The organism is Vibrio sp. L3-7, from assembly GCF_963898195.1.
GTDB classification, from domain to species: domain Bacteria; phylum Pseudomonadota; class Gammaproteobacteria; order Enterobacterales; family Vibrionaceae; genus Vibrio; species Vibrio echinoideorum.
Genome location: NZ_CAWQUW010000056.1, coordinates 271,368 through 290,596 on the forward strand (window position 1 = coordinate 271,368; position 19,229 = coordinate 290,596).

The 19,229-nt window shown below is 42.6% G+C and carries 14 protein-coding genes, 1 rRNA gene and 1 other annotated feature; of the genes, 6 read left to right on the forward strand and 9 right to left on the reverse strand.

Annotation, left to right across the window (positions count from 1 at the left end; all coding sequences use genetic code 11):
* Positions 1 to 149: 149 nt before the first annotated feature.
* The 3 genes from AACW75_RS22865 to ettA form a co-directional block, all read right to left on the reverse strand.
* Positions 150 to 1,160, reverse strand: coding sequence for a M23 family metallopeptidase (locus AACW75_RS22865; protein WP_017072893.1), 1,011 nt, complete (start codon positions 1,158 to 1,160; stop codon positions 150 to 152).
* Positions 1,161 to 1,209: 49 nt separating this feature from the next.
* The gene (locus AACW75_RS22870; RefSeq protein WP_004735041.1) at positions 1,210 to 1,578 is read right to left on the reverse strand and encodes a PilZ domain-containing protein; all 369 of its coding nucleotides are present in this window, start codon (positions 1,576 to 1,578) and stop codon (positions 1,210 to 1,212) included.
* Positions 1,579 to 1,668: 90 nt separating this feature from the next.
* On the reverse strand, positions 1,669 to 3,336 hold the full coding sequence (ettA, locus tag AACW75_RS22875; protein ID WP_017072895.1) for an energy-dependent translational throttle protein EttA: 1,668 nt from the start codon (positions 3,334 to 3,336) through the stop codon (positions 1,669 to 1,671).
* A 264-nt stretch (positions 3,337 to 3,600) separates the two neighbouring features.
* Here ettA and sltY point away from each other — a divergent pair, with 264 nt between their 5' ends.
* Both sltY and trpR read left to right on the forward strand, forming a co-directional pair.
* Entirely contained in the window at positions 3,601 to 5,550 is a 1,950-nt protein-coding gene (gene sltY / locus AACW75_RS22880; protein WP_145569834.1) for a murein transglycosylase, read from the forward strand.
* 174 nt (positions 5,551 to 5,724) lie between these two features.
* Positions 5,725 to 6,018 carry a trp operon repressor gene (gene trpR, locus AACW75_RS22885; RefSeq protein WP_145569832.1) on the forward strand — a complete coding sequence of 98 codons (294 nt, stop codon included), beginning with the start codon at positions 5,725 to 5,727 and terminating at the stop codon, positions 6,016 to 6,018.
* Between the two features lie 124 nt (positions 6,019 to 6,142).
* Here trpR and yjjX read toward each other — a convergent pair whose 3' ends face one another.
* The 6 genes from yjjX to AACW75_RS22915 all read right to left on the reverse strand — a co-directional run bounded on the left by yjjX (position 6,143) and on the right by AACW75_RS22915 (position 13,797).
* Positions 6,143 to 6,664: an inosine/xanthosine triphosphatase gene (yjjX, locus tag AACW75_RS22890; RefSeq protein ID WP_017072897.1), complete on the reverse strand. Its 522-nt coding sequence runs from the start codon at positions 6,662 to 6,664 to the stop codon at positions 6,143 to 6,145.
* Positions 6,627 to 9,002 carry a putative bifunctional diguanylate cyclase/phosphodiesterase gene (locus AACW75_RS22895; RefSeq protein WP_145569830.1) on the reverse strand — a complete coding sequence of 792 codons (2,376 nt, stop codon included), beginning with the start codon at positions 9,000 to 9,002 and terminating at the stop codon, positions 6,627 to 6,629. Before AACW75_RS22895 ends, yjjX begins: the two co-directional genes overlap by 38 nt.
* A gap of 314 nt (positions 9,003 to 9,316) precedes the next feature.
* Positions 9,317 to 10,492, reverse strand: coding sequence for a prephenate dehydratase (gene pheA / locus AACW75_RS22900; protein ID WP_017072899.1), 1,176 nt, complete (start codon positions 10,490 to 10,492; stop codon positions 9,317 to 9,319).
* Between the two features lie 12 nt (positions 10,493 to 10,504).
* Positions 10,505 to 10,627: a sequence feature (Phe leader region), on the reverse strand.
* A 110-nt stretch (positions 10,628 to 10,737) separates the two neighbouring features.
* Positions 10,738 to 11,073, reverse strand: a complete 336-nt coding sequence (gene hpf / locus AACW75_RS22905) for a ribosome hibernation-promoting factor, HPF/YfiA family (protein WP_017072900.1) — start codon at positions 11,071 to 11,073, stop codon at positions 10,738 to 10,740.
* A gap of 430 nt (positions 11,074 to 11,503) precedes the next feature.
* Positions 11,504 to 12,928 carry an MltF family protein gene (locus AACW75_RS22910; RefSeq protein WP_318276463.1) on the reverse strand — a complete coding sequence of 475 codons (1,425 nt, stop codon included), beginning with the start codon at positions 12,926 to 12,928 and terminating at the stop codon, positions 11,504 to 11,506.
* A gap of 140 nt (positions 12,929 to 13,068) precedes the next feature.
* Positions 13,069 to 13,797 (reverse strand): outer membrane protein assembly factor BamD, encoded by a 729-nt coding sequence (locus AACW75_RS22915; protein ID WP_017072902.1) that lies wholly within the window; start codon positions 13,795 to 13,797, stop codon positions 13,069 to 13,071.
* Positions 13,798 to 13,934: 137 nt separating this feature from the next.
* Between AACW75_RS22915 and rluD the strand changes: the two genes are divergently transcribed.
* The 4 genes from rluD to AACW75_RS22935 form a co-directional block, all read left to right on the forward strand.
* Positions 13,935 to 14,909 (forward strand): 23S rRNA pseudouridine(1911/1915/1917) synthase RluD, encoded by a 975-nt coding sequence (rluD, locus tag AACW75_RS22920; RefSeq protein ID WP_017072903.1) that lies wholly within the window; start codon positions 13,935 to 13,937, stop codon positions 14,907 to 14,909.
* 2 nt (positions 14,910 to 14,911) lie between these two features.
* Entirely contained in the window at positions 14,912 to 15,652 is a 741-nt protein-coding gene (gene pgeF, locus AACW75_RS22925; protein ID WP_017072904.1) for a peptidoglycan editing factor PgeF, read from the forward strand.
* A 142-nt stretch (positions 15,653 to 15,794) separates the two neighbouring features.
* Positions 15,795 to 18,371, forward strand: coding sequence for an ATP-dependent chaperone ClpB (gene clpB / locus AACW75_RS22930; RefSeq protein ID WP_017072906.1), 2,577 nt, complete (start codon positions 15,795 to 15,797; stop codon positions 18,369 to 18,371).
* A 630-nt stretch (positions 18,372 to 19,001) separates the two neighbouring features.
* Positions 19,002 to 19,229 (forward strand): 16S ribosomal RNA (locus tag AACW75_RS22935); the annotation flags it as partial.

The window sequence follows — 19,229 nt, forward strand, 5'->3', positions numbered from 1 at the left end:
ATCATAAAAAAAAGAGCGACCTGATGGTCGCTCTTTTTTTATCTAATTCAGACTAAAAGTAATTGGCCTACTGTAGGCTAAAAGCAATTAGATCATAATAGGCCAAACCAACAGATCTTAACCATTAACAAATAGTTAGCCATTGACAACTAGTTAGTCGTGATAGGTTTTTTGCTCTCTTCACTCGATACCGTGTCGATGGTAGAGCTAATGTAAGGCACATTAGTCAGGTTGATCTGCAAGCGAACCACATTATCAATCAGTTGAACCAGTGGACCCCACTTAACCTTTTTCTCTTTCTCGAACACGTAGTTGAAGTTTTCCGGTGTCCAGTCCATTAAGTATTGAGGGTTCAGTGAGCGACCAAGGAAGCGTACTTCATAGTGCAGGTGTGGGCCGGTAGAGTTGCCTGAGTTACCACAGCTTGCAATCACATCCCCTTTACTCACAAACTGACCGCTGCGAACTTTGAATTTTTGTAGGTGCGCGTAAGAACTCATGAAACCGAACGAGTGACGCATAGTAATAAAGTTACCGAAGCCTTTTTTACTTGGGCGCACCGTTTCAATGACTCCATCTGCGGGTGCTACAATATCTTCACCACGCTTACACGTTAGATCGATGCCAGTATGTACATGGCGTTTACCTGAAATAGGGTTAGTGCGGCTACCATAAGAAGAAGAGATACGTTGATAAGCCATCGGACTGTCGTTTGGAATCAAACGAAACATTGTCGCTCTTACTGCTGAATCGACTGCAGCCGCATCAATGCGATCTTCTAAAGAAATATCATCGGTAAGCAGTTCTTCATCAGCAAGACCAAGTACGGATTCCACATCAAATACACGCTTACCAAGCAGTTGAATAGTGCCTTCTTTCTCGGTGAGTGTTTGCGATAACGAGTGATTGGTTTCTACCTGCTCAGCGTAAAGAAACTCGGTTTGCTCTTTTTCAACAATCAGCGTTTCAATCAACTGTTGTGCATCGCCTGCTTGCATCGCGAGCTCTTGTTTACCTTCGAAGTGCATGTATGCAGCTCCGCCAATTAACAGCGGTACTGAGAAAATTGCAGTGGTGCACATGAGCACGGCTTTTCGGCCGAAGTAAAACGTCTGTTCCCCTTGGTTAGAGGGAATAGTAATGGAAATTTTTTTAGACATGGTTCTGTATTAACTAAATGCTTCTAATAGAAAAAGGGTAATGGAGATATTATTCCTTACCCAAATCGGTAAGGTGTTCAATCTCTCTATAAAGCAGTTCATCGTCGCCGACATTAAGCTCAACAAGGCGCTTAAGGTGGCTAATACTATCAATATCTAAATGCTCTATGCGTAAACGCATTGAGGTATTGATGGTGGAGACTATCGTTGCTTCTAACTGAATATTGATATCACTGTTGGTGAGCTTAAAGCTGACTTGAACAGGAGCATCGTGGCTGAGTTGCTGCCATTTATCACACTGAATGAGTAAACCATGAAGAGATAAGTCTTGCACCGAGCCGGATACATTTACTTGTCCTTGTGAGATCTCAGTCGGGACTTGATAAATAACTCGTGAAAATTGACGTCTTTCAAGCATAGGTAATTTCTCTATATCAATAGGTAAATAGTAAGCCAGATATATCAAAGGCCGCTATTATCGCGGCCTTTGTTCAAAATACAAGCTAATTTACTTAGTAATACGCTTGTACTTGATACGGTGCGGTTCAGCCGCTTGTGCGCCCAGAGTCTTTTTCAGCCACTCTGTGTATTCAGTATAGTTACCTTCGTAGAAGTTAACTTGACCTTCATCACGGTAGTCTAAGATATGGGTCGCAATACGGTCAAGGAACCAACGGTCATGCGAGATAACCATTGCACAGCCAGGGAACTCAAGCAGCGCTTCTTCAAGTGCACGTAGAGTTTCGACATCAAGGTCATTGGTTGGTTCATCGAGTAGCAGTACGTTGCCGCCCGCTTTCAGCAGTTTCGCTAGGTGAACACGGTTACGTTCACCACCAGAAAGCTGACCGATGATTTTCTGTTGGTCGTTGCCTTTGAAGTTGAAACGAGAACAGTAAGCACGTGCAGGGATTTCGAAGTTGTTGATCTTAATGATATCAGCGCCTTCAGAGATCTCTTGGAATACTGTTTTGGTGTCGTCCATGCTGTCACGGAACTGATCAACAGAAGCAAGCTTAACCGTTTCGCCTAATTCAACTGAACCTGAATCTGGCTGTTCTGCGCCGCTTAGCATTTTGAATAGTGTTGATTTACCTGCACCGTTGGCACCCACGATACCCACAATAGCGCCTTTAGGCATGCTGAATGATAGGTCGTCGATAAGAACACGGTCACCAAATGACTTAGTTAGGTTCTTAACTTCAAGTACCTTGTCACCTAAACGCTCACCCGGCGGGATGAACAGTTCATTGGTTTCGTTACGCTTCTGGTATTGGCCAGTCGTTAGTTCTTCAAAACGAGCCATACGAGCTTTAGACTTAGCCTGACGGCCTTTAGGGTTTTGACGAACCCACTCAAGTTCTTTCTCGATTGTCTTTTGACGTGCGCTTTCGCCTGATTTTTCTTGCTTTAGACGCTCATCTTTTTGCTCTAGCCAAGATGTGTAGTTACCTTCCCATGGGATACCTTCACCACGGTCAAGCTCAAGAATCCAGCCAGCAGCGTTATCTAAGAAGTAACGGTCGTGGGTAATTGCCACAACAGTACCGCTGTAATCAACAAGGAAGTGCTCAAGCCAAGCAACTGATTCTGCATCCAAGTGGTTGGTTGGTTCATCAAGAAGCAGCATGTCTGGCTTCTCTAGAAGTAGACGACAGATCGCAACACGACGACGTTCACCACCGGATAGGAGTTCGATTTTCGCATCCCACTCAGGAAGACGAAGTGCATCAGCAGCACGCTCTAGAGCTGTCTCTAGGTTGTGGCCGTCTTTTGCTTGGATCAGCGCTTCAAGCTCGCCTTGTTCTTTAGCAAGAGCGTCGAAATCTGCATCTGGTTCTGCGTAAGCTGCGTAAACTGCGTCGATACGCTTAAGTGCGTCTGCAACATCAGAAACCGCTTCTTCTACGATTTCACGCACTGTTTTTGATTCGTCTAGTACAGGCTCTTGCGGTAGGTAACCGACTTTAAGACCTTGTTGTGCACGAGCTTCACCATCAATATCAGTATCAATACCAGCCATGATACGTAGTAGGGTAGATTTACCTGAACCATTTAGACCCAAAACACCGATTTTAGCGCCAGGAAAAAAGCTAAGAGAAATGTCTTTAAGAATTTGACGCTTAGGTGGAACAGTTTTGCTCACCCGAGACATGGTATATACGTATTCAGCCATTGCCGATCGATCCTAATTTATTGTTCAAAATTGTCGGCTATTTTATACCAATATCCCCAAAGATGTTACTCCTAGGACAGAAAAGCCATTCTTGAACTAATCCTTACCTATTATTGTCACATTGGTCATTAAAACTATATTTAATAAGCTTCTGAGGCGAAGTGTTAAATATTAATAATATTTACACTCAAACTCTTTACATTTGATGTGATGTCGGGCGTAAATAGACTTCACGTATTCATACACGCACTAAGGAAAGAGCGAATGTTTTTCCGCATTGGTAATACGAAAATTGCTGTGGCTGCATCGGCAATTTTGTCTTCATTTTCACTGGCTCCGATGGCATTAGCGAGTGATGCATCCGAGCTTGAAATGCAGCGTGATGTTTATGACAGAGCGCAAGAGGTTTTAGACAATCGAGATCTAAAAGCTTACTCCGTACTGCGCAACAAAATTCAAACATACCCTCTAACGCCTTACACTGATTATCGCGCCTTCTTATTAGGCTTAGGTGATCGCACGCCTGCTGAAGTGGATGCTTTTATTGAAGAGAATAAAGCTCTGCCATTTTCGAATCGTATGCGCGCACCTTATTTGGATTCATTGGCCTCTCAAAAGCAGTGGCAGACGATCCTTAAATTTCAAACCCAAGAGCCTGTTGGTGAGAAATACCAGTGTATCTATTACCGAGCACATTATGAGCAAGGCAATCAAGAGCTTGCCTTCAAAGGTGCGAAACAGCTTTGGTTAAGTGGTAATGGTGTTGATGACGCCTGTGACCCGCTTTTTGAAGGGTGGGATGAAGCTGGCTTAAGAACGGATGAGCTGATACTAGAGCGAATGCTACTGGCATTTGATAAACGAAACGGCAAATTAATGACTTATCTGGTCAAGCAATTAGATCATGATGAGGCAATTGCTCAAGCCAAGCAGATGAAGGCGTTGTTCAACAAACCTGAAGATGTTCTCGCGTTTGCCAAGAAGCATCCTGCGAATGAATTTTACCAAGCTCAAACCGAATTTGGTTTCGAGAAGCTAGCAAGGAAATCAGCAAGCAGCGCTCAAGAGATTTTTAATGATGTTGTTAAAGCTCAAAAGTTATCTAAAGAAAAATCTCAAGAGTTAGCGGATTACCTTACGTTCCGTTTGATCAATACCGACTCTGAAGAGTTGATGGCATGGCGAGACAAAATGCTCGCGAGCTCATCAAAACAAGTATTGCTTGAGAGACGTGCTCGCTTAGCGATTCAACATGCAGATTGGACAGGGCTGAAAGAGTGGATTGCGCGCTTAGATGATAAACATCAAGCTTCGCTTCGCTGGCAATATTGGCAAGGTAGAGCTGAGATAGCGCTAGGTGATACTACTAAGGGTAACAAGCGACTGTCAGACATTTTGGGTCAGCGTAATTTCTACAGTGTTGCGGCGGCTAAGCAATTAGGTAAGCCAGTTAACTATCCAACGTCGACACTTAAATACAATGCAGAAATGGTGAAGCCGTTCGACACCTCTTTGGTTCGTATTGGCGAGTTGATTGACCGAGACAAAATTGCGGCAGCTAAGAGTGAGTGGCGTTGGTTGTTAACCAATGCTGATAAAGATCAAAAATCAATGCTCGCCGCTCACGCAGCGACACAGCGTTGGAATCACTTTACGGTAACGGCCAGTATTTCAGCGAAGATGTGGGACAACATCGCTTTACGCTTCCCAGTAGCTCACAAGTGGTGGTTCAACTTCTACGCAGAAAAGCACGATATTGACCCAATTACCTTGATGTCACTGGCGAGACAAGAGAGTGCGATGGACTCAGAAGCTCGTTCTCCTGTTGGCGCGCGCGGCATCATGCAAATCATGCCAAAAACAGCTCAATATACGGCCAAAAAGCACCAAATCAAATATCAGGATAGCGATGATCTTTATGATGTCAGTAAGAATATTGAGATTGGTAGTCATTATCTCGATGGCTTGCTTGCTCAATACGACAACAACCGCATCTTTGCTTTTGCTGCATATAACGCAGGGCCAAGCCGTGTGAAACAATGGCGTTCACGAAGTGATGAAAAGTTAGATGCGTATGCTTTTATTGAAATGATTCCATTCAAAGAGACTCGAGGTTACGTTCAGAACATCTTGATGTTTGAGACTTATTATCGAGATATCTTAGGTGAGAAAGGGGCATTTTTGGCCCCTCATGAACTAAAAACTAAATACTAGCAGTTCGATGTTTTTTGTTTGAAACCGAGTGATATCGAAGGCAGTGAGTGTGAATCATTTCCACTTGCTGCCTTTTTGCATTGGATCAAAGTAAGTGTTTCGGTATAAAGTGTTAAACGCTTTCAATCGTTAAGCGGCTACTTCAAGCCAAAATTAAAAAGTAAGTGTAGAGATATGGCATCACAACCTGAATATGAGAACTGGCAACAACTAATGGATTTGGTAAAAACAGCGGCTGAGAAAGATCAGCATGAACTGTTGTTGACCATGATGATGACATCTGATGAGCGAGATGCTTTGGTTGCTCGAGTGAATATTCTTTGTGAGTTGATGAAAGGGGAGATGTCACAAAGACAAGTGAGCCAAATGTTAGGAGTGGGTGTCGCGACTATCACGCGCGGTTCAAATGAACTAAAGGCTAAATCTGAACAAGAGAAAGCCGCTATTTCCGGGTTGTTACTCAAGTAAGTGCTTAAAACAGTACACCTTAAGAATTCGATAAAAACGCTAACCATAAGTTAGCGTTTTTTGTTTCCGTATCACTCTCTATCTGTCGAATCTAAATGTTTGATAAAAAGACTTTTAATGAAAGCTAGATAGGGAAGTGTTCTGGGTTAACAAATGGGATCAGTGCTAAGATTAAAGCTTGGTGATACACAGAACTACGAGAGAGTTGATTGTGTGTCAGTAAGCCAATTGCGCCGCCCTTTTGCTTTATGTTATCCGTTCCGAAGACTTCATCCATCACATCACCTAACTCATTCGCATGCTGGAGTTTATCAAGCACAACGGGTGGCAGCATCAAGCTTGCAGAGCGAGATTCGCCACGTTGACCATTTGCTTCAATTAGCATCCAAGCAAAGGTTACGTTGCCTTCAATTCCCGATTCTAATCCAACATGAAAGTCTGCATTTGGCAGCTCTTGGATCGCATTGTTAACGCGATTAAAAGCGCCTTGATAAGTTTCATCATTACTCATTGGTTGATCGGACACTCCGCTAGGAACGCTGATGCCTTTGAATGCAAATTCAGAATCAGGAAAAGCAGAGAGGAACGCACTTTTAACGGCGTTTATTTTAGCTGGGTTCAGCGATGCAATGACGACGGATTTCATGTGTTGGATTCTTTTTGTTGTCGATTAAATTGAGTTGATGTTGTCGGTACCATTCGTTCAGTTCTTCTAATGGCATTGGTTTACCGAAGTAATAGCCTTGCAGCATATCGCACTGCGCGTCTCGCAACCAGTGATGCATGCTTTCAGTTTCGATACCTTCAGCTGTGACCTTTTTGCCCTGAGCATGGCATAACCCAATAACCGGTTTTACTATGTTCTGGTTGTCTGTCTCAATCAAGGTATCTAAAAAGGCTTTATCCAATTTAATTTTCTGAGTTGGGTACTGCACCAGTTGAGTGATAGAAGTGTACCCAGAACCAAAATCATCAATAGCTAATCGATAGCCCATATGCGCGAGTTGGTTAAGCAGTGGAAAACCTTGTGAATTTGAATAAAAAGTTTCTGTTATTTCAAAATCAATCAAGCTTGGCGGGATTTGGTTAATATCGGCGTGCTCTTTGATGAAGTCAGCAAGATGTGTAGTTTCAATCCCAGCAGAAGATAAGTTTATCGACAACTGAACCGAGTGATCAAATTGAGCTTGGAGTCGATGAAAAGAAGCAAACGCATTCTGAATTACCCAACGATCAACCGGTTCGAATAACCCAGTTTGCTCAGCAATCGGAATGAATTCATCGGGTGGAACCAAACCAAGCTGTTTCGAATCCCAACGTAACAGCACCTCAACGCCAATAATATGGGTTCCGGTTGAATCCATATAAGGCATATAGACGAGCCTAAATTCATCATCAAAGTTCTTGTCTCTGAGAGCTCGTTCAATGTTTGCTTGGCGTTGAATCGTTTTGTCTAAATCTCGCGAATAATCAGCAAATTGGTTTTTGCCAGCACGTTTGGCCTGGTACATCGCTGTGTCAGCATGTGAGAGTAACTTCTCAATTGAATGGCCATCGTTAGGGTACGTAGCAATACCTATGCTGACCGTAATGGGAAAGCTTCCAGACTCGGTGACAAATCCTTTCTGCAGTGGGGTTAGTAAGTCATCAGAGAATCTATGAGCAATGTTTCCTCGACGAGTTGGAGCGTTAATATAGACAACGAACTCATCTCCTGAGAGCCTAGCTGGCATGCAATGGGCGTCGAATTCAGTTTTATAATGGGCACAAATATCGGAAATACGCTTGGCAAAAGAGACCAGTATTGAATCACCAATCTGATGCCCGTATTTATCGTTCACAAACTTGAAGTTATCTAGGTCAAAGTAAAGAACCCATGTTTCGGTGTTTGAGCTAGGCTTGGGAAGTGATTGTTGAACGAAGGTTTGAAATTGATGCCTATTGGCTATTTGAGTCAATTGATCATTTTCGGCCAAGAGCTTGGTTTGTTGGTAGGTATTATCTAGCTCTTGGTACATGTCATAAAAACGCTGTGATAGACGACCAAGCTCATCACGAGTACCTAAGCGTTCAATGTTTTTACGTTGTTTTTTTTCTACTTGTTGTAATTGTCGATCGAGCCGGGTTATCGGAGAAATAACGCTGCGAGACAAAAGCACGAGCAGTAGAATGACGGTAACAAAGGCTGATAGTGCAAATGATAAACTCAGCTTGTTCCAAATGGAATCTAGCTTGTTGTCTAATAGGAATTGTGCAGGGTCTACTGTGGCGTACAGTTCTGGCGCAAGCTTGACTGAGTGGGTGACACCGCTGTCGAGAGATACCGCTATTGGTGTAAAGAACAGGCTTGTTTGATAGTCGAACTCTATTTGTTTTCTTAACGCATTAAACTTATCGAGAGAGACAGATACAACAACAAAAACATCATTGAGTGGATTACTTGTGGCTGGGGCGCCTGTTCTTTTATCTAGCATTTCATAGTGAACCAACATTCCTTCCCCTTGAGAGTTTTGGATATAGTTGGTACTTGATGTTGCTAATGTATCTTGGTAGTGCTGATCAACAAACTCTAAGATCTTGGCGTCAATCTGAGCTCGTACATCGCTGCTATTGTCAGCGTAATAATCGAGTTGGCGAGCACCATTGAGAATCGCCAGTCCAGTATAGCTTTCATCACCATCTTGTAAAAAACGTATGGCATCTCGAAGGTTACTGACGAGCTCAAGATCGCGAGATAGACTTTGTTCTGTGAGAAAGTACCGTTTTACCATGTCACTTTGGGTCAAGGTGTAAGAGTAGCTATTGAGAAAGGCGCGAGACTGTCGAAAATGCCCGGCTAATTTTTCCATATTAAGCTGAAGTGCGTTGTCTTCGCGTTTAATGAAGCTGCTTTTCTGCGTGGAATAGATAATATAGTTAGAAGCCGCGGTACTGATCAGTATCACAGGGGTTATCAGTAATAATATTTTAGTACTTAGCTTCATAGTTAATGACAACACTATTTATAAATTAAGCGCATAAGTTTATGTTACTTAATGCTTACTCGCTATTAATTACACGTAGTTCGATGCGTTCCTGTGAAGGGGACTAGATTTTCGGTTTATTGTTATTAGCTCATGGAGTGAGTAACTAAGCTGGTTTGACGAGGCTAGAACGGTTTGATAGCGGAGAACACTCTGCTAACGAATAACCAGTTGAGATATAACAAAATATTTTTGTTTTTACTCAGCCTAATAATTATTACGTTAGCAGTGGTCTTATTTTAGTTGTTGGCCTATCGTAGGCTAAAGGCGTAATACTACGACAACTTAACTTGAGTCGCCTTTATGTTCTCACTAGGGTAGCAGCCTAATACTTTCAGGTGACGAGTAATGGCCGTTAATTCAGTTATAGCTTGCTGCATGTTATCTGAATCTAGGTGTGCTTCTAAATCGACATAAAACATCTCTTCCCAAGGGTTACCCATGATAGGACGAGATTCTAGTTTGGTCATGTTGATGCCTAGACGTTGCAGAATGAGCAGTGTCTCGACTAAAGAACCTGCTTCTTGAGAGGTCGACATGATCAGTGTTGTTTTAGCTGGGATTTGAGTCGACACTTCAACAGGTTTACGAGCCACTACGATGAAACGAGTGTGATTCTCGGTTTGGTTTGCAATGTTGCCTTGAATTGCTTGTAGGCCGTATAGCTTACCGCTCGATGCATTACCAATAGCGGCCACATCATCGCCATCTAGCTCTTTAACCTTCTTCATTGCATCAGCGGTGCTCGCGCACGACTCAAGGCTTACACCTTTAAGGCGGCTCAAGAACTCGCTGCACTGCTGATGAGGTTGTGGATGCGAATAGAGTGTTTTGATGTTTTCTATACGGATATCACTTTTTGCGACAAGGCAATGTTCAATAGGCTGAGAAAGTTCACCAACGATGTAGAGTGTTGTGTGTTGTAAAAGGTCATATACCTCGTTAATTGACCCTGAACTGGTGTTCTCAATAGGCAGCACACCATAGTCAGCATGGCCAGATTCTACCGTCGATGCCACCTCTTTGAAGTGATTGCAGTTTAACTCAATCAACTCCATATTCTTGCGGCTGAAATATTCACGGCTCGCAAGGTGCGAGTATGATCCTTTAGAACCTAAGAATGCAACGCGAGCCAGAGGTTTACGGCTCTGTGGGTTCGCCAGATTTTGTAGGTATGACTGTTGCAGTAGAACGGAATCTTCGATGATGGTGTGAAACAGCTTAGTAATATACTGCGCATCCAATTCGTATTTATCTTTACCATTGTTAATTAGCTTAACCAATAGCTGTTGTTCTCGTACTGCATCACGAACAGGCTTTGATGTTTCTACCTTACTTTTAGCTACTTCGATACTTAGCTTACGACGCTCCGAAAGCAAACTCAGTAACTCGTCGTCTAAGTCATTTAGACGAAGGCGGATATCATCCAGTGAAATTGAATTGTCAGTCATAAATGTGTCCTTATAAAAAAGCCTCCCTAATGTGGGAGGCTTCTTGTTCGTTTTTGACTTGTTTCTCTAAAACGACTTAGCCTCCGGGTTTACGGAAGAAAAAAGAAGTCAAAAATAAACAAAGATTGAGTGTGCATAAAAAGTGATTGTTTTATGAATGTTTAAACACAATAAGCAAGCGAGCTACGAGCGTCAAGCAAAAAAATAGCGCCCTGAGGCGCTATTTTTTAATCTGTTATCTTTCCTTATTCCACTTCAGCTTCTAGCTCTTCAATTTCAGGCTTTTCAGCGCGACGCGCTTCTGGTTTATGACGTAGCTTGTTGAGTTGACGTTCTAGTTTTTGTTCTACTTCGTTGATAGCAACGTAAAGGTCGTCATGGGTGGATGAAGCTACAAGTTGTCCTTTTGGTACGGTTAGAACCGCTTCAAATTTCTTCTTCTTGTTTGGTTCTTCACTAAAGCTAGCTTGGCAGCCAATGATATCTACTTGCCATTTATCCAGCTTTTTAAATTTACTTTCTATGTGATCACGGATTGCAGAGGTAATGTCGATGTTTTTACCAGTGATGTTCATTTTCATAGAAGTTTTCCTCTGTAGTATCCCTCATGGGTTAACTTCAGATTACGACTTTTGGGAATAAAGAATGTGATCTAGATCTTGTTTTGGTTGGGGGGAGAGAACATTAAAATCAAATGTGATCTCACGCAAATCTTGATGCATTTTTGTAGGAAAACACTTGTTATCACTATGAAAGTCGATAAATTGGAGGCAAGGCTTCGCTAAAAATTAAACCAGTTTTTAGGGGCGTTTTACAGCCTTTTGAAAGTGCTTGATGAAAATTCACTCAATAAGCTTATGTGATCTAAATCACTCTTGGTTTGTACTCTAATTAAATAACAAAAAGCCCACATAGGTTGTCTTATGTGGGCTTTTTGTTATTTCGTTATTTCGTTATTTGTTATCTAAATACTGTGGATTGTGGCTCAATATGATTTTCTGAATTCGTACGTTAATCACTGGTTTGTAGTAACCGCGCCGTGCCATTTTCTCGGATGGCATCAATAGCCTGTAGCTGTTTATAAATAACGAAGTAGCGGTTGATGTTGGCGACGTAGGTCACTGGTTCTTTACTCACATACTTACGGGTAATAATTTCTACATTCTTGAACCAAATATTGGGGTTATAACCTTTTTTCTTGGCAATAGACCTCATCTTCCTAATCTTAGCCGGTCCGGCGTTGTAAGAAGCCAAAGTAAAATAGATTTGGTTGTCAGGAGATATTGCAGGGTCGTCAAAGTACCGATCTTTGATAAAGCGCATATATTTTACACCCGCGTGGATATTGTTATCCACTTTGTGAATGTTTTTAATATTGACGTTTTTGTCTTTGGCGGTGCTAGGTAGAACCTGCATGACACCAATAGCTCCACGGTGAGAAACTCTACTCTGATCGAGTCCTGATTCCTGAAAACCTTGGGCTGACATCATTAAGGGGTCGAATTCATACTTGCTTGAGTACTTTTCAAAGACGTCGGCTAACTTAGTGACTCTGTCGACTTTGTTTGGGTTGAGAGCTCGCCCTAACCAGCGAGTATTGTCGATATACTTTTGATATATCACGTTACCCAGTAAGGTGCCGCTTCGAGATGTTTTAACGTATTTATTGATCTCTTTTTTTAGGATTGGACTGTCTTTTCTTAAGGCCCAAGCAATACGACCATTTTCTCGTAAGGGGAAGTCGTTATGAACCTGAATGTTTTCCATTACATCGGTCCATAACTTCGCTTTGTGGCTGTCGAGTATCGTGCCTTGTATATAGCCTTGGTTTACCAACTCAATTAGTTCGTAGTCTTGCAGTGACTCTTCGATAAAGTGGACGTGCAGAGGTGGTAAATCTAACGTGTTGAGTTCTTTATTCACCCGTTGCACACTCTCGAAATAGCTGGAGCTCGCGCGAATCCACACCTCTTTGCCGCTCAGTTGTTTGATTTCGGTAATAGGGGCTGATTTTTTCCCAGTGATAATGAGTTCTTTACCGTTTTTAATCATAGGATCTGAAAAATCGATCACTTGTAAGCGTTTATCGGTGACCGTTAAATTGGCAACGGCAACATCACCGTATCCAGACTCTAAAGAAGGAAGGAGGTCATCTCGCTGAACAGGGATGATTTGAACATTGAGATAGGGATGCTTCTTGCGAAGACTTTTCTCAAAGTGGTAGAGCATTTCTGCCACGATACCTTTTGGCTTACCATCTTCTATGTAGTAAAAGCCGAGATCAGCCGACACCAATACTCTGACCGTTCCTTTGGTTTTGAGTACATCTAGGTCGCCCATGTAAGGCTTATTGCTTAATGGGGAAAGTTCTAACGCGTAGGGAAACTGGCTAAATAGCGCGATCCCAATAAATAATAACAACCTACTCACATCCACACTCCATGTTGATGTTTTGTTAAAAGTTACTTATTGAAGATACCGCGGAAAATGAGATTCATCAAGTTTACCAGATGAAGTTCAAAAAAAAGCGCGCTAAGAAATTAGCACGCTTTTTAAGTAATTATGTGAGTAGTTGATTAAGGGAGTTGGTTTAACTCAATCAACTTTTCTGTTCTTGAAACTGCATCTTCTAAGCCAAGTTTTTTGTAGGCTTCTAACTGTATTTCTAAAGATTTACGCGCAGCAATCGTGTCCGGGTAAGTCTTTTGCAGTTCTTGAGTTCGATTCACCGCCGCGATCCAAGCTTCACGTCTTAGGTAGAAATCCGCGGTTGCTAAGTCATACTCTGCTAGGCGGTTCTTAAGTGCGAACATGCGTTTTTGCGCATCTTCCGCATAAGGGCTGCTGGGAAAACGTTCCAGTAGTCGCTTGAAGTCCGCAAACGCGAGTTTCACTGGCTCTGGATCTCGGTCACTACGGTCGATATTAAAAATGTCGTGCATGAAGTTACGGTCTTGTGCCATGTGCGTTAGGCCGCGCATGTAAAGTACCCAGTCTTGTTTTTCATGAGTTGGGTTTAAACGTAGGAATCGTGAAATGGTTGCAAGACCAAGTGCTAAATCATCATTTTTGTAGTACGCGTAAATTAGATCCAGTTGTACTTGTTCTGAATAGGCGCCAAATGGGTAACGAGAGTCTAGGGCTTCTAGCTTTTCGATTGCAGACAGCCAGCTACCACTCTGAAGTGATGCTTGAGCGTCAGAGTAGAGAACCGATGGTGGTACATCTGGCACTATCTCTTCACTGCTTGAACAACCAACCAAGAGTGATACGGCTAATAGACCCGATAAAGTAAGGTGTTTCATGTCAGGCGTCGATTCCTTGAATTAAATATTTCGTAAGCTTCCGTTACTTTCTAACCAGTAACAGATACAATGATGCAATTATTCTATTTTATCCATACTAATGGGTATTAGTCTCACGGTTTTTAAAAAAGTTCGATATGGCTCAGCAGATAACATTAACAGACACAGTAAAAAGCAGCCAGTTAGGTCAACGTTTAGACCAAGCTGTCGCTGAACTATTTACCGATTTCTCTCGCTCTCGTATAAAAGAGTGGCTTCTTGACGGCAAAATCCAAGTGGATGGCGAAGTTATCACTAAACCGCGCACTATAGTTTTGGGCGGTGAAGATATCATCTTACAAGCAGAACTTGCAGATGAAGAACGCTGGGAAGCACAAGATATTCCTCTAAACATTGTCTACGAAGATGATGACTTATTGGTTATCAATAAGCCTCGCGACCTGGTTGTACACCCAGGCGCTGGTACGCCGGATGGAACTATACTCAACGCGTTGCTTTTCCATTACCCTCAGATTGCAGAAGTACCTCGTGCAGGTATTGTGCACCGTCTTGATAAAGATACAACCGGTCTTATGGTTGTAGCTAAAACGGTTCCAGCTCAAACTCGCCTCGTGCGTGCTCTTGCTAAGCGTCGTATTACTCGTGAATATGAAGCAATTGCAATTGGTAAAATGACAGCGGGTGGTGTGGTAGAGAAAGGCATTAGCCGTCATGCTACTAAGCGTACCTTAATGGATGTCAATGAATTAGGTAAGCCTGCGGTAACTCACTATCGTGTTGCTGAGCACTTCCGCGAACATACTCGTATTCGTCTGCGTCTAGAAACAGGTCGTACTCACCAAATCCGTGTTCACATGTCATACCTTCAGCATCCGCTGTTAGGTGATATCGCATACGGTGGTCGTGCACGTATTCCAAAAGGTGCATCTGAAGAGCTGACGACAATGATTCGTTCTTTTGATCGCCAAGCGCTGCATGCTGTAATGCTTAAATTTGTTCACCCTATTACTGGTGAAGAAGTTGAGTTCCACGCACCTATTCCAAATGACATGGTTGTGATGGCAGAAGCATTACGTGTTGATGCTCGCGAAAATCACGAAGACGACATTTAATCATGTCAGTGATCATCCCTGACTGGAACGCTTCTCAAAACGTGAAGGCATTTGCTTCGACTCGTTTCGATGGTTTTTCTACTGGTGCGTATCAAGGGTTAAATCTCGGTATGCATGTTGGGGATGATGCTTCGCTTGTTGAAAGCAATCGAGCATGGCTAAAGCAACACGCTAATATGCCTACTGCTCCGGTATGGTTAAATCAAACTCACTCAACAGATGTCGTTACGGTTTTAGAACCTGTGATGAATGTTCTTGATGCGGATGGTACATATACCACTGCAAAGGGTGTTGTGTGTTCTGCGATGACAGCCGATTGTTTGCCTGTAATCCTTACTGATACTAAAGGTACTCAAGTCGCTGCAGTTCATGCTGGCTGGCGTGGTCTTGCTGGTGGCATTATTGAAAATGCAGTTGCAAAGTTTTCAAACCTTGATTCATCTAACCAGATTATTGCTTGGCTTGGCCCTGCGATAGGTAAAGAGGCTTTTGAGGTAGGTGAAGATGTGCTAGAAGCTTTTGTTCGTTTCAACCCTCAAGCGAAATTAGCATTTAAAGCTAAACCTGAACCTGGCAAGTGGTTGGCAAACATGTCTCAACTTGCGACCCAACGGCTACACAAAGTGGGTGTGACTTCAGTGACAGATTCGAATCTATGTACATATGCTGATTCTGACTCTTTTTATTCTTATCGTCGTGATGGTATTACTGGACGCCAAGCTACCTTTATTTGGTTAGAGTAACCTCTGACTAGCACAACCACTCATCCAGTTCATTTATATTTTCATATCACCTCTATTCTTCACCCTTATCCCTTGAAAATCTGCGTTACCGTATCCATCTTCTAACCATAAGATAAACATATCTAAGAGTAGGAAGGTTGGCATGCGTCTCGATCGATTCACTAGTAAATTCCAAATTGCGATATCTGATGCTCAGTCGCTCGCATTAGGTCGTGATCACCAATATATAGAACCTGTACACCTGATGGTGTCTTTGCTTAATCAAGATGGTAGTGCAATTCGTCCATTGCTCACCATGCAGAATATTGATGTAGTTCAACTGCGTTCTAAATTGAGTGAAATGTTGGACCGTGTGCCGAAAGTTAGCGGTATCGGTGGTGATGTTCAGCTTTCTAGTGCAATGGGAACGCTGTTCAACCTATGTGATAAAGTCGCGCAAAAGCGTCAAGACAGCTACATCTCCTCAGAAGTGTTCCTACTTGCAGCTGTTGAAGACAAAGGTCCTTTAGGTAAGTTGCTTAAAGAGCTAGGTCTTACCGAACAAAAGTTATCTCAAGCTATCGAGCAGGTTCGAGGGGGGCAAAAAGTCGATGACCCGAATGCCGAAGACAGACGCCAAGCATTAGAGAAGTTCACGATTGATCTGACTGAAAGAGCAGAGCAAGGCAAGCTTGATCCTGTGATTGGTCGAGACGATGAAATTCGTCGCACCATTCAAGTTCTTCAGCGTCGTACTAAAAATAACCCTGTCATTATCGGTCAACCTGGTGTGGGTAAAACTGCAATTGTTGAAGGTTTGGCGCAGCGTATTATTAATAACGAGGTGCCAGAAGGCTTAAGAGGCCGTCGTGTACTGTCGTTAGACATGGGTTCTTTGATTGCAGGTGCTAAATATAGAGGTGAATTCGAAGAGCGTTTGAAATCAGTTCTCAACGAATTGTCTAAAGAAGAAGGAAACATCATCCTCTTCATTGATGAAATTCACACTATGGTAGGTGCGGGTAAAGGTGAGGGCTCTATGGATGCCGGCAATATGCTGAAACCAGCATTGGCTCGCGGTGAACTGCATTGTGTCGGTGCAACGACGCTTGACGAATATCGTCAGTATATAGAGAAAGATCCTGCTTTAGAGCGTCGATTCCAAAAAATAATAGTGGATGAACCAACCGTTGAAGACACCGTGGCTATTCTTCGTGGTTTGAAAGAGCGCTATGAACTTCACCATCATGTCGAAATTACTGACCCGGCGATTGTAGCGGCGGCGACGTTATCTCATCGTTATGTTTCGGATCGTCAGTTGCCCGATAAGGCAATTGATTTGATTGATGAAGCAGCTTCGAGTATTCGCATGCAAATCGACTCTAAGCCTGAATCATTGGATAAACTAGAGCGTAAGATCATCCAACTGAAGATTGAGCAGCAAGCGTTAACTAACGAAAATGATGAGGCCAGTGAAAAGCGCCTTCGCACATTGCAAGCTGAGCTTTCTGATAAAGAACGAGACTTCGCAGAACTTGAAGAAGTTTGGAACGCGGAGAAGGCTGCATTGTCAGGTACTCAACATATCAAGTCAGAGCTAGAGCAAGCTCGCATGGATATGGACTTTGCACGACGTGCTGGTGATCTTAATCGCATGTCAGAACTTCAATATGGACGAATCCCAGAGTTGGAGAAGCAGTTAGATCTAGCGACTCAAGCCGAAATGCAAGAAATGACGCTGTTACGTAATAAAGTCACCGATGCAGAAATCGCAGATGTACTCTCTAAGCAAACGGGGATTCCTGTATCCAAAATGTTAGAAGCAGAGAAAGAGAAGCTTCTAAAAATGGAAGGTGTTTTGCATAAGCGCGTTATCGGCCAAGCGGAAGCTGTTGAAGTGGTATCGAATGCGATTCGTCGTAGCCGAGCTGGCTTGTCTGATCCAAACAAACCGATTGGTTCTTTCCTATTTCTTGGTCCAACAGGAGTAGGTAAAACTGAACTGTGTAAAACATTGGCTAACTTCATGTTTGATAGTGAAGATGCCATGGTACGTATAGATATGTCTGAGTTTATGGAGAAGCACTCTGTTGCTCGTTTGGTTGGAGCTCCTCCGGGCTATGTTGGATATGAAGAGGGTGGTTACTTAACCGAAGCGGTGCGTCGTAAACCTTACTCGGTAATTTTGTTGGATGAAGTAGAGAAAGCTCACCCAGATGTTTTCAACATTCTATTACAGGTTCTGGATGATGGGCGCTTAACTGATGGACAGGGTCGCACAGTCGACTTTAGAAATACGGTAGTAATCATGACATCAAATCTTGGTTCTGATCGTATTCAAGAGAACTTCAATACATTGGATTACCAAGGAATTAAAAATGAAGTGATGGAAGTTGTCGGTAAGCACTTTCGTCCGGAGTTTTTGAACCGAGTTGATGAAAGTGTTGTATTCCATCCATTAGGCCAAGAGCACATTCAATCCATAGCTTCTATTCAGCTTCAGTATTTAAGCAAACGAATGGAAGACAATGGGTATGAACTTGAAGTCTCCGACAAAGCGTTGAAGTTAATCGCTCAAGTTGGCTTCGACCCAGTTTATGGTGCTAGACCTTTGAAACGAGCAATTCAACAAAGTGTCGAGAACCCGCTAGCTAAAGCAATACTTGCGGGGAAAATAAATCCAGATAAGAAAGTTCAGCTTTTAGTGAACAACGATAGAATTATTGCTCATCAGTCATAACTAAAGTTTAGCGATAGGTACGATTAGTCGAAATTAAGACATAATCGTACCTATTTTGAACGTTTTGTGTGAATAGTGTCCGAACGATCGCCTATGGCGGTTTTTTTTCATTTTTGGTCTTGTGTAAAAACACATTCTCTCTATAATCTGCCTCCGTTGCCAGGGATAACCAAGTGGTTTGAACTAAGTAACAAGACGGTGATAAGCATTTAAGATGCTTTGAAAAATTAGCTGGAAAAAGTGTTTGACACTGGAACCCAATTCGCTAGAATGGCCGTCCACTTAGAGAGGCTCCTTACTAAAAGGAACGCTCAATAAGTAAAGCTCTTTAACAATTTAGACCTATCAATCTGTGTGGGCACTCGTTGATGAATATCAAAATGTTTTATCTTCCCTTTTTATTAAGAGAAGTAAAACAGTTACTTCGGTAACAAACTTGATTTCAATGAACTGAGTGACCAATACAAAATTAAGTTTACTTAATTTTGGCACAGTCAATTCATTACCATTCTGTTCCTATTTATTTAAGAAGAGAGGGGTAATAGCTTTAGAATTACATGTTTCTGTTCTTTTTCGAAAGGGCGGTAAATATTAGTTTTGAAGTCAGTATTCGTTGAGTCACAAAATCTTAAATTGAAGAGTTTGATCATGGCTCAGATTGAACGCTGGCGGCAGGCCTAACACATGCAAGTCGAGCGGAAACGACACTAACAATCCTTCGGGTGCGTTAATGGGCGTCGAGCGGCGGACGGGTGAGTAATGCCTAGGAAATTGCCTTGATGTGGGGGATAACCATTGGAAACGATGGCTAATACCGCATAATGCCTACGGGCCAAAGAGGGGGATCTTCGGACCTCT